This is a genomic window from Pseudomonas syringae (assembly GCF_002157375.1).
Taxonomy (GTDB): Bacteria; Pseudomonadota; Gammaproteobacteria; order Pseudomonadales; family Pseudomonadaceae; genus Aquipseudomonas; species Aquipseudomonas syringae_T.
Window position 1 is genome coordinate 25,747 of the sequence record NZ_MTSA01000003.1, and the last position, 13,626, is coordinate 39,372.

A 13,626-nucleotide genomic window follows, 5' to 3' on the forward strand; every position below is an offset into this window, starting at 1 on the left:
ATGGACTCGTCCTCCTCCCAGATGCTTGAACAAGACTCTCCGGTTTACGGGCTTGCATCCGTCCAGCAAGGTATCTGGCTCGATCAGATGGCGCATCCCGAGTTGCCTTACTACAACATCGGGATGGCCCTCGAGATTCGCGGTGAGGTCAATGTTCCATTGCTTGAGAAAGCCATCCAGCTGGTGGCTGAGCGTCACGATTCCCTGCGCCTGAGTTTCGGCGTTCAGGACGGTGTCGCCTGCCAGCGCGTATTGCCCCATGTCGATGTGAAGCTGGAAGTGGTGGACGTTTCCGCTGAACAGGACCCGGCGCAAGTGGCCAGAGATTACCTGCGCGAGGCGTTTCGCCGCCCCTTCCCTTCGTTGCTCGGCGTGCTCTGGGAGACTCGTCTGGTGCGCTGCGGGCCTGAGCTGTATTACTTGCTCAACCGTTATCACCACCTCATGACCGATGGGATCAGCGTTGCGCTGATGGGGCACGCCGTCGAGCACGCTTACAACGGCCTGCTCAACGGGGACAACAACCCGCCAGAGGGGCATTCGTACCTGGCGTTTCTGGAAGAGGACCGGGCGTACCTGGAATCCAGCCGGTTCGAGCGCGACCGTGCGTTCTGGCAGGAGGTGTTCGCCGAATTGCCACCGCCGCTGCTGCAGCAGCGCTTTGCCGTGCCGGGCAGCGGTGTTGCACCGAGTGCCCAGGCGCAAATGATGATGCCCCGCCAGTTGTTCAACGACCTGGCCGAGTTTGCCACCAGCAAGGGGTTCTCGCTGGCGCACGTGTTCATGGCCGTCATCAGCACCTATTTCTGCCGAACCACAGGCGTCGATTCAATCGTCATCGGCATGCCGGTCCATAACCGCACCAATGCGCGGCAAAAGGCAACGGTCGGCATGTTTTCGTCGGTAAGCCCCATTCGCCTGGAAGTCGATACTCAGGCGTCGCTGATGGACCTGATGCAGGTCACGGCCGGTCAGTTGCGGCGTTGCTACAGGCACCAGCGTTTTCCGATTGCCGAGCTCAATCGCACCCTGAAGCTGGCTCAGGAAGGCCGCAGGCAGTTGTTCGACGTGTCGCTGTCGTTCGAAAGCCTCAACGGTGACGCCCTGTTCGGCGGCCAGGAAACCGAAGTCTTCACTCAGGACAACGGCTACGAACGCCTGCCACTGGCGATCTTCGTGCGCGACTACCACCCGTTCGATGACGTCTATCTGGACTTCAACTTCAACACGGCGTTTTTCACCCTCGATGAAGTGCAGGTGATCCAGAAGCGCATCGTGTCGATGTTCGAGGCCATTATCGAACACCATGACCTTCCGGTTGCCGGCTTCCCCATCATGCCGCAGGCCGAGCGGGATCGTGTGATGCACACGTTCAACGCGACGCACCATGATTACCCCCGCGACGAGCTGATTCACGCATTGGTCGAGCAACAGGTCGAGCGCACGCCGCTGGCCTGCGCAGTCACTGATCACAGTGGCCGGATGCTGAGTTATGACGCGTTGAATCGCCAGGCAAACCGGCTGGCCCACCAACTGATCGACGCCGGGGTGAAGCCAGACACCCGAGTCGCAGTGGCCCTGCGCCGCAGCAACGAGATGGTGGTGGCCCTGCTCGCCATTCTGAAAGCAGGCGGCGCCTACGTTCCGGTCGACCCGGACCTGCCGGCCAATCGTCGCGAATACATGCTCGACGACAGCCAGCCTGTGGTGTTGCTCACGTCTCAGGCACTCCAGGAAACCGTCAGCCGACCGGATGTCATCACGTTGGTCATGGATGGCGATACGCCCGGCCTTGAGCGGTTTCCGGACACCAACCCGGACGCGGCCAGCCTCGGGCTACAGGCCACGCACCTGGCCTACGTGCTTTACACCTCCGGTTCGACCGGCATGCCCAAAGGCGTGATGAACGAGCATCGGGGTGTGGTCAATCGGCTGCTCTGGGCCAGGGATGCATATCAGGTCGACGCCACCGACCGGGTGTTGCAAAAGACGCCCTACGGGTTCGACGTCTCGGTGTGGGAGTTCTTCCTGCCGCTGCTGGCGGGTGCGCAACTGCACATGGCCCGTCCGGGCGGTCATCAGGACCCGGCGTACCTGGCCGAGGTGATGCGTGACCAGCGCATCACGCTGTTGCACTTTGTGCCGTCGATGCTCGAAGTCTTCATCGACCATGACGACCGCCAGGGCTTCAGCGCGTTGCGCAAAGTACTGTGCAGCGGCGAAGCCCTGCCCCGCAGCTTGCAGAAACGCTTCGAAGACCAGTTGGCCCCCGCGCAGCTGCATAACCTCTACGGCCCGACCGAGGCCGCGATCGACGTCACCGCCTGGCACTGCCAGCCTTCAGATGCTGGCGACAGCGTGCCCATCGGCAGACCGATTGCCAACATTCATCTCTATATTCTCGACCCCCATGGCCAACCCACGCCGGTGGGCGTTGCCGGGGAGATCCATATCGGCGGCGTCGGTGTCGCTCGTGGCTACCTGAACCTGCCTGAACTGAGCGCAGAGCGGTTCATCCCCGACCCGTTTGACCAAGACCCGGCGGCACGGGTCTACAAAACCGGCGATCTGGGCCGCTGGCTGGACAATGGCGCAGTCGAATACCTGGGCCGCAATGACTTCCAGGTGAAGATTCGCGGTCAGCGTATCGAACTGGGCGAGATCGAAGCCAAACTGGCGCTGCACGACGCGGTCAAGGAATCGGTCGTGCTGGCCCGCGACGATGCCTCCGGCGAAAAACGCCTGGTGGCGTACTTCACGCCAGGCGCCGATTCGCCGATAGACATCAAAGTGCTGTTCGATCACCTGCACGCTCAATTGCCCAGCTACATGGTGCCTTCCACCTACGTTGCGCTGCAGACCCTGCCCCTCACAGCCAATGGCAAGCTGGACCGCGCGCAACTTCCGGAGCCGCAAGCCAGTGATCTCATCAGTCGCCGCTACGAGGCGCCGCAGGGCGAGCTGGAAACAGCCCTTGCCAGCCTGTGGCAGACCTTGCTGAACGTCCCGCAGGTGGGTCGCGAAGATCAGTTTTTCGAGTTGGGCGGGCATTCGTTGCTGGCCATTCAACTGGTTTCCCTGATCCGCAAGCAACTGTCCATCGAGCTGGACCTGGCACAACTGTTCGCGCATCCGACACTGGCCGACATGGCAAAAGTCGCGGCACTGGCCGGCAAAAGCAGCCTGCCGGACATCACGCCGGTGGACCGTGGTTCAGACCTGCCCCTGTCTTTCGCTCAGCAGCGGTTGTGGTTTCTGGCGCAGATGGACGGCGCCAGCACGGCGTACCACATGCCTGCTGGGTTGCGTTTGCACGGCCTGCTTGACCGCTCGGCATTGCAGGGCGCACTTGACCAGGTGGTGGCTCGTCACGAGGCGTTGCGCACTCGCTTCGTACGGCATGCGCACTTGCACGCCGTGCAACATATCGATGCTCAGGACATCGGTTTCAGCCTGAGGCACGTCGACCTGCAGGACCAGGCTGAGGCCGGGCAGCAACTTCAGGCGCTGTTGCGCGAAGAAGCGCAGGCCCCCTTCGATCTGGCGCAGGGTCCGCTGGCACGCGGCACGCTGATCCGTCTGGGGGAAACCGAACACGTCTTGCTGGTGACGCTGCACCACATCATCTCGGACGGCTGGTCAATCGGCGTGCTGACCCGTGAAGTTGCAGCGCTGTACGAGGCGTTCAGCCAAGGCCTCGCCGACCCGTTGCCGCCGCTGACCCTGCAATATGCCGACTACGCCGCCTGGCAAAGACACTGGCTCAACGGCGACGTACTGGATAAACAGAGCCGTTACTGGCAAGCGACGCTGGCAGACGCGCCGGCACAGCTGGACCTGCCCACCGACCGCCCGCGCCCGGCCGAACAGGATTACCGCGGTGCCACCCTGCCGGTGGCGTTCGACGAAGACCTGACCCGAGACCTCAAGGCCTTGGCCAAGCGGCACGGGGTCACGCTGTACATGACCGTGCTCAGCGCCTGGGCCGCGCTGCTCAGCCGTCTTTCCGGTCAGCAGGACGTGGTGATCGGCTCGCCTATGGCCAACCGCACGCGTAGCGAAGTCGAGCCCCTGATCGGCTTCTTCGTCAACACGCTGGCGATCCGCATCGACACCTCGGCGCAGCCCAGCGTCGAAACACTGCTGAGCCGGGTCAAGGCGCAAGTGCTCGCCGCGCAGGCGCATCAGGATCTGCCGTTCGAACAGGTCGTCGAAATCGTCAATCCGCAGCGCAGTCTGTCCCACAGCCCGCTGTTCCAGGCCGTACTCAGTTGGCAGGACGCGGGAATCAGCCAGGCGGCGCTGGGCGCTCTGACGCTGGAAGACCTTCATGTTCTGAACGACATCTCCAAATTCGATGTGTCGTTGAATCTGGGGGAGGCGCAGGGCCGTTTGCTGGGCAGCCTCGAATACGCCACGGCGCTGTTCGACGAAGCCACGGCGCAACGTTACCTCGGCTACCTGGAACGCATCCTGCGGGCCATGACCGCCGATGAACAGTGCGTGCTGGACGGCATCGAGCTGCTCGACTCCAGCGAGCGCCAGCGTTTGCTGCAGGATCTGAATGAAACGCGCGAGCCCTACCCTCATGGCCTGACTATTCATCAGTTATTCGAGCACCAGGCCGGCATTCGTGGTCACGCGCTGGCCCTGGCGTTCGAAGATCAGCGCCTGAGTTACAGCGAACTGAACCGCCAGGCCAACCGCCTTGCGCATTACCTGATCGGTCTCGGCGTACAACCCGATGACAAGGTCGCGATCTGCGCAGAACGCAGCACCGACATGGTGGTGGGCCTGTTGGCCATCCTCAAAGCGGGCGCGGGCTACGTGCCCGTGGACCCGGCGTACCCGGCCGAGCGCATCGCTTACCTGCTCGAAGACAGCGCGCCTGCCGTGGTTCTGGCGCAAGACGCCACCTTGGCAGTGCTGTCGGCGGTCTCGGCACCGCTGGTCAACCTGGATCAGCCTGTGTGGCAGGACCAATCCGACCTGAATCCTCAACGAGAGGCCTTGAATTCGGGCCATCTGGCGTACGTGATCTACACCTCCGGTTCCACCGGGCTGCCCAAAGGCGTGATGATCGAACACGGTAACGTCACCCGGCTGTTTGCCTCGACCCGTGAATGGTTCGAGTTCGGTGCCGATGACGTCTGGGCCTTGTTTCACTCTTTCGCGTTCGACTTCTCCGTCTGGGAAATCTGGGGCGCCTTGCTGCACGGCGGTACGCTGCTGCTGGTGCCGCAACTCGTAACACGCTCGCCCCAGGCCTGCTATGAGTTGCTGTGTGAAAGCGGCGTCACGGTACTGAACCAGACCCCCAGCGCGTTCCGCCAACTGATCAACGCCCAAGGCGAAAACCCGCGCCCGCATGCTTTACGTCAGGTGATCTTCGGCGGTGAAGCGCTGGACACCCGCATCCTCAAACCGTGGTATGCACGCCCGCTCAATGCCGACACCCAACTGTTCAACATGTACGGCATTACTGAGACCACCGTACACGTTACGTGCTACCCGTTGAGCGAAACCGACGTCAACGGCGGCGTCAGCCCGATTGGTAAGCGTATTCCGGATTTGCGCCTTTACGTGCTGGATGCCTACGGGCAGCCGGTGCCACCGGGAGTGACCGGCGAGCTGTACGTCGGCGGTGCCGGCGTGGCGCGGGGTTATCTGAACCGTGCAGAGCTGAACGCCGAACGCTTTTTGAGCGACCCGTTTGCCCCGACGCCAGATGCCCGGATGTACCGCACCGGCGACCTGGCGCGCTGGACCAGCGACGACAGCCTGATTTACCTGGGCCGTAACGATGATCAGGTGAAGATCCGCGGCTTCCGCATCGAACTGGGCGAGATCGAGGCCAAGCTGGCCAGTCACGCCTCTGTCCATGACGTGGTGGTGATACCTCGCGAGGACGCACCCGGTGACCAGCGTTTGGTGGCGTACTTCACCGCCGCAGACGCGCCGGTGGATATCGAATCGCTGCGCGCGCATCTGCAAAGCCTGTTGCCGGACTACATGGTCCCGGCCGCTTACGTGCATCTGGCTGCACTGCCGCTGACAGCAAACGGCAAACTTGACCGTCAGGCACTGCCCAAACCCACCGCCGAGGCCTTTGCCCACCGGCTGCACGAGCCAGCGCAAGGCCCTACCGAAAACCTGCTTGCACACATCTGGCAAGCCCTGCTGGGTATTGAAAACATTGGCCGCAACGACCACTTCTTTGCCTTGGGCGGTCATTCTCTGCTGGCCGTGAGCCTGATCGAACGCCTGCGCGAGCACAACGTGGCGGCAGATGTCCGTGCGGTGTTCTCGGCGCCGATCCTGCGTGACATGGCCGTCGCCATTGACGCTGGCGCGCGCTCACTGTTCATCGCGCCCGAAAACCTGATTGCCGAAGACTGCGATGCAATCACCCCGGACATGCTGCCGCTGGTGCAATTGAGTCAGGCGCAGATCGACAGGCTGACCGAACAGGTCCCTGGCGGCGCCGCCAATATTCAGGACATCTACCCGCTGGCACTTTTGCAACAGGGCATTCTCTACCATCATTTGCTCGGCCACGAAGGCGACGCCTACCTAGTGCGCTCGCTGATCGAGTTCGACAGCCGCACACGTCTGGATGCCTTTCTTGACGCCCTGCAGCAGGTGATCGACCGTCACGATATCCTGCGCAGCGCCGTGCAATGGAGCGGTTTGCCGCAGCCGGTGCAGATCGTCCAGCGCCAGGCAGTCCTGCCGGTACACACGCTGGACGTGAACAGCGCGTCCTCGACACTCGATCAACTGCAGCAGGCCAGCGATCCACGCTACCTGCGCATGGACCTGACCAAAGCGCCGCTGTTCAAGGCAACCATCGCCCAGGACCCGGAAACCAGGTGCTGGCAGTTGGCGTTGCTGAACCATCACTTGATCAGCGACCACGTCAGCCTTTCGATCATTCTCGACGAGATTCTGACGATCATGCAGGGCCAGGGCGATAGCCTGTCCCGCCCCTTGCCGTTCCGTGATTTTGTCGCCCAGACACTGGCCAGCCCGCCCGAGGTTCACGAAGCCTATTTCAAAGAACGCCTGAGCGGCATCGAAACACCGACGGCACCGTTCGACCGGCTGGATCTGCAGGGCGACGGCACGCACTTCACCGAAGCCAGCCAGCATGTCGATCCGGCACTGGCGCTGGCCATTCGCAAACAGGCGCGCCGTTACGGCATCAGCCCGGCGGTGCTGTTTCACAGTGCCTGGGCCCAGGTGCTCGCACGTTGCACAGGCCAGAAGCAGGTGGTGTTCGGCACGGTGCTGATGGGCCGCCTGCAAGGTTCTGCCGGTGCCGACAAAGCCCTCGGTGTGTTCATCAACACGTTGCCGATCCGCATCGACGTAGACACGCAAAGTGTGCTTGAGCTGATCACCGAAACCGCCGCGGACCTCGGCCAGTTGCTGGGCCACGAGCAAGCCCCGCTGGCCCTGGCGCAGCGTTGCAGCAGTGTGCCGGCGTCTTCGCCGCTGTTTACCACGCTGCTTAACTATCGCCATCAGACCGACGGTGCGTCACTGGCCAACAAGGACGCGGTACTGGAATGGGACGGTGTGCGCTTCCTGAGCAACGAAGAAAGCACCCTCTACCCCATCGACGTTGCCGTTGCCGATGACGGGCAGGGTTTTTCGCTGACCACTCAGGTGACCGGCGACATCGACCCGCACCGTATTGCCGGCTATCTGCTCCAGTCGATAGCGGCGCTCGTTCAGGCGCTCGATATCGACCCGCAGCACCAGGCCGCAGACCTCGACGTGCTGCCTGACGCCGAGCATGCGCGGCTTGTCGACGGCCTCAATCAGACCGCTTATGACTTCGGCGGTGCGCAATTGCTGCATGAGCGCTTCGAAGCGCAAGTGACGCTCGCACCCGATGCCCTCGCCGTGATTGCCGGTGCGGAGCGTCTGACCTACCGCGAAGTGAATGAACGCGCCAATCGCCTTGCCCATTACCTGCGCCAACAAGGTGTTGTGCCGGATGCGCGAGTCGCCATCTGCGTCAATCGCAGCGCCGACATGGTGGTCAGTCTGCTTGCGATCCTGAAAGCCGGGGGCGCTTACCTGCCGCTTGATCCGGCCTACCCCGCCGAGCGCATCAGCCACATGCTGACTGACAGCGCCCCGGTGGCGGTATTGGCCCAGGCAGCGACGCTGGCAGTGCTGCCACCGGTTTCGGTGCCAGTGATCGATCTGGATCAAATCGACCTCAACGGCCTGCCGGACAGCAACCTTGAACGGCATGCGCTGACCCCGGCGAATCTGGCCTATGTGATCTATACCTCCGGCTCAACAGGGCTTCCCAAAGGCGTGATGATCGAACACCGCAGCCTGGTCAATTACGCACTGGATGCCGCACGCCTGTTCGAACTGAAGCCCGGTGACGTGGTGCTGCAACAAAACTCGCTGAACTTCGATCTGTCGGTCGAAGAGATGTTTCCGGCGCTGCTGGCCGGTGCCACCCTGCTGCCGAGCCAGGCCATTTTCGGCGTCGACGGGCTGGCAGGCGACATCAGCCCCAACGTGCTGCACATGACGTCCGCGCACTGGCACAGCCTGGTCGGCAGTTGGCATCAGCAGCCGGCGCTGGCCAGCCAAAGCCTCAACGACGTGCGGCTGATAAACGTCACTGGCGATGCCCTGTCAGGGCAAAAACTGGAGCAGTGGGCACGCATCCGTCCTGCGCACACACGACTGGTCAACACTTACGGGCCGACTGAAGCCACGGTGTCCTGCACCGCCGCCTATGTCGGTGAAGGCGCAGGCGCTTCGCACGTCGGTTCCGCAGTGACCATCGGCAAGCCGATGGCCAATACGCGTATCTACTTGCTCGACTCGCACCTGCGCCCGGTGCCGTTTGGCGCTGCGGGTGAAATGTACATCGGCGGCCAGGGTGTCGCGCGCGGCTATCTTAATCTGGAAGCGGTCAATGCCGAGCGCTTCCTGGCGGATCCGTTCAGCCAGGAGCCTGACGCACGGATGTACAAGACCGGCGACCTGGCCCTCCATTTGGCCGACGGCAGCCTGGAGTTCATGGGGCGCAACGACTTCCAGGTCAAAGTGCGCGGGTTCCGTATCGAACTGGGTGAGATCGAGTCGAAACTCGCACGCCATGAAGCACTGCGTGAAGCGGTGGTGATCGCTCGTGAGGACGTACCGGGCCAGAAGCGTCTGGTGGCGTATTTCACGGCGTCCGACGCAACGGTAGAGACCGAGTCGTTGCGCGCCCATCTGCAAGACCAGCTTCCTGAATACATGATCCCGGCCGCCTACGTGCAGCTGGACGCCCTGCCCCGGACCCCCAATGGCAAGCTGGACCGCAGCGCCTTGCCCGCGCCGGACTTGCAGGCCCTGAACATCGGCGGTTACGAAGCACCGCAGGGTGACGTCGAGACCGCGCTGGCACAGATATGGGCCGAGATCCTGCACGTCGAGCGTGTCGGTCGCCATGACGGCTTTCTCGAGCTGGGTGGGCATTCACTGCTGAGCGTTCAGCTTCAATCGCGCCTGCACACCGAGCTTGGCGTCGAAATCGATCTGCGCACCCTGTTTGCCCAGTCTTCGTTGAAAGGCATGGCTGAATACGTAGCGCAAGCCAGTCCGTCACGTTCGCAACCGATCACCCTGGCCGACCGGCATCAGCCACTGCCTGTGTCGCTCGCTCAACAGCGCCTGTGGTTTCTCGACCAACTGGACCACAACGCCAGCGTCGCGTACCACATCCCTGCACTGTTGCGCCTGACCGGCACGCTGGACCGTGATGCTCTGCAACGGGCGCTGACACGTATTCTCGAACGTCATGAAAGCCTGCGTACCACCTTCGAACGTCAGGGCGCGCAGGTCCGGCAGTGCATTGCCGCGCCAGACATCGGCATGTCCATCAGCGAAACCACGCTGACCGGAGCGGTTGACACCGATACGTTGCAGCAACTGGCTGAACGAGAGGTGGCCAGGCCTTTCGACTTGAGCAAAGGCCCGTTGATCCGGGCGCACCTGGTCAGCCTCGGTGACACCGAGCATCGCCTGTGGGTGACGATGCACCACATCGTGTCCGACGGTGCATCACTTGATGTGCTGACCCACGAATTCGCCGTGCTTTACAGTGCCTTTGTCAACGGCGAGGCCGATCCGCTGCCTGCGCTGCCGATCCAGTACGTCGATCACGCCGTCTGGCAGCGCCAATGGCTGGCCGGTCCGCGCTTGCAGGCCCAGAAGGATTATTGGCAAGGTCATCTGCACGGTGCGCCAGCGCTGCTTGAGCTGCCGACCGACCGCCCTCGCCCTCTGGTCCAGAGCCATGCCGGCGGACAGTACGACATCGCGCTGCCGACCGACGTGACGTCCGGGCTGCGCGCCTTGAGCCGCCGTCACGGCAACACGCTGTTCATGACACTGATGGCAGGCTGGGCAACCTTGCTGTCGCGTCTGAGCGGCCAGACCGATGTGGTCATCGGCACCCCGGTCGCCAATCGGCAGCGTCAGGAACTCGAGCCTCTGGTGGGTTTCTTCGTTAACACCCTGGCAATACGGGTGCGTCTGGATGACCAACCGACCGTTACCCAACTGCTGAATCAGGTCAGAGCCAGTGCCTTGGGCGCATTCAGCCATCAGGAATTGCCGTTCGAGCATGTGGTGGAAGCCCTCAACCCGGCCCGCAGCCTGAGCCACAGCCCCGTCTTCCAGAGCATGCTCGCGCTGCAGAATGCCGATAACACCCGTTCGATAGCGCTTCCCGGTTTGACACTGACCCCCGAGGAATACCGGAACAACAGTACCCAGTTCGACCTGTCGCTGTCCCTGAACGATGACGGCAGGGACCTGACCGGCAGTGTGGAATACGCCAGCGATCTGTTCGACGAGCGTACGATTGCGCGCTTCGTGGGGCATTTCCAGACCTTGCTGTCGGGCCTTGTTGCCCACGAACACTGCCCGGTGAGCGAGCTGCCACTGCTTGCCGACGCTGAGCGCGAGCACCTGTTGCATGGCTGGAACGACACGAATCGCGCGCTGCCGGACCTGTGTGTCCACCAGTTGTTCGAACGTCAGGTACAGCGTCAGCCCGAGGCCAGCGCACTGGTGTTCGAGGGCGAAAGCCTGAGCTATGCCGGGCTGAACAGCGAGGCCAACCGACTGGCCCGTTACCTGCTCGCTTCTGGCATCAAGCCTGAAGACCGCGTGGCGATTGCACTGGATCGAGGCCCGCGGCTGATCGTGGCCATACTCGCGACGCTCAAGGCGGGTGCCGCTTATGTGCCGCTGGACCCGGCCTATCCTTCGGAGCGCCTGGCGTTCATGTTGCAGGACAGCGCCCCCAAGGCCTTGCTGTGCGAACAATGGGCGCTGCCGCGTCTGGGCGATCTGCCAGAGAACCTGCACGTGATGACCCTGGACGGCGCGTTCCAGCCCTGGTCGACGCTGGATGCTCAGAACATCGACGCCGATGCACTGGGCTTGACCCCACATCACCTTGCCTATGTGATTTACACCTCGGGTTCCACCGGCACACCGAAGGGCGTGATGCTGGAGCACGCCGGCCTGTGCAACGAAGTCACCGCCATCTGCAACCTGACCGGTTTGAAAGCAGGTGAACGCTCGCTGCAGTTTGCCTCGGTCAACTTCGATGCCTCCATCGAGGAGATCTTCGGCGCACTGGTCACCGGTGCCACGCTGGTGCTGCGCAGCAAGGCCTGGCTGACCCACGCCCTCGAATTCTGGTCGCTGTGTGCCGTCAACGAGCTCAACGTGGTGAGCCTGCCGACGCGCTTCTGGCAGCAACTGGCGCAACATCCGCAGGTGGACATTCCGGAATGCGTCCGGGTGGTGGTCATCGGTGGCGAAGAGGTCAGCATGGACGCCGTGCAGCAGTGGTTCGCACGCAGCGGCCATACGCCAAGGCTGTTGAACACTTACGGACCTACCGAGGCGACCATCGTCGCCACCGCGGTGGAAGTCCAGCCGCACGGCACACCCGTCCACTGCATCGGCCGTCCGCTGGACAACACGCGTGTCTACGTGCTGGACAACCACCGCCAGCCTGTACCGATCGGTGTCTCCGGTGAACTGTACATTGCCGGCATCGGGGTTGCCCGGGGCTACCTCAATCAGCCGCAACTGAGCGCCGAGCGCTTCCCGGTCTGCCCGTTCGGCAATGACCGGCAGCGGATGTACCGCACGGGCGATCTGGGTCGCTGGTTGCCGGACGGCACGCTGCAATTTCTTGGGCGCAATGACGATCAGGTCAAGATTCGTGGCTTGCGCATCGAACTGGGCGAAATCGAAAACGCCCTCGCCGCCTGCCCGGGCGTCCGTCAGGCCGTGGTGCTGGCCAGAGATGACAGCGCCGGGCAAACGGAAGGTCAGCGACTGGTGGCCTACCTGTGCGGCGAACCGGTCAGTGTCGAGCAACTGCGCGCCCATTTACTTGAGCGCCTGCCTGACTTCATGGTGCCCAGCGCCTTCGTCCAGCTCGATGCCCTGCCCCTGACCCCCAACGGCAAGCTGGATCGCCGCGCACTTCCGGCGCCCAGCCCCGAATCCTTCGCCAGCCGACGCTACGAAGCGCCGCAGGGGCAGACCGAGATCGCACTGGCGACGCTCTGGGCAGAGCTGCTCGGGCTTGAGAAAGTGGGTCGTCATGACCGCTTCTTCGAACTGGGCGGCCACTCGCTGATGGCGGTGACGCTGATCGAGCGCCTGCGTCATCTGGGCCTCAGTGCCGATGTGCGCACGGTGTTCACTGCGCCGAGCCTGCACGAGCTGGCGGCCGCGTTGAAGCACGGCAATGAACAGCAATTCGAAACGCCTGCCAACCTGATAGGTGCTGACTGCACCGAACTGACCCCGGACCTGCTGCCGCTGGTGGAACTCAGCCAGTCGCACATCGACCGTATCGTCAATCAGGTACCGGGAGGCGCAGCCAATATTCAGGACATCTACCCGCTGGTGCCTTTGCAACAGGGGATTCTGTTCCATCACCTGCTGGACCATCAGGGCGATGCCTATCTGGGCAGCACGATCATCGAGTTCAAGGAGCACGCCAGGCTCGACGCGTTCCTGAGCGCCTTGCAGCAAGTGATCGACAGACACGACAGCCTGCGCACCTCCGTGTACTGGAACGGGCTGCCGCAACCGGTACAGGTGGTGCAGCGCAAGGCCCGTCTGAGCGTGAACACTCTGGACTTCAGCGGCGCACCGGACATCCGCGGGCAACTGGAGCGCAGCACCGACCCGACCCTGCACCGTATCGACCTGGGCAAGGCACCGCTCTTGCGCGCTCATGTCACCCATGATCCAGAGGCCGGGACCTGGCTGCTGGCCTTGCTCGATCACCACATCATCAATGACAACATCAGCCTGATGATCGTGCTCGAAGAGATCCACCGGATCATCAACGGCGAAGCGGCCGACTTGCCGGCGCCTCAGCCGTACCGGGATTTCGTGGCGCAAACCCTGGCCAGCCCGATCGAGATACATGAGGCGTACTTCCAGCGTCGCCTGGCCGATGTCGAAAGCCCCACCTCGCCGTTCGACGTACTGGATGTACAGAACGACGGCAGCAACTTCCAGAATCACAGTCTGGTCCTCGATGAGGCTTTCACCCGC

At 62.8% G+C, this 13,626-nt stretch carries 1 protein-coding gene (only partly in view); it reads left to right on the top strand.

Translation table 11 applies throughout. The annotated features are described in order from the left end of the window. Positions 1-13,626: the 5' portion of a non-ribosomal peptide synthetase gene (locus tag BW686_RS03870; RefSeq protein WP_084914372.1), read on the top strand. It continues 2,547 nt past the right edge of the window; the window shows 13,626 of its 16,173 coding nt (coding positions 1-13,626); its start codon is at positions 1-3; the stop codon falls past the right edge of the window.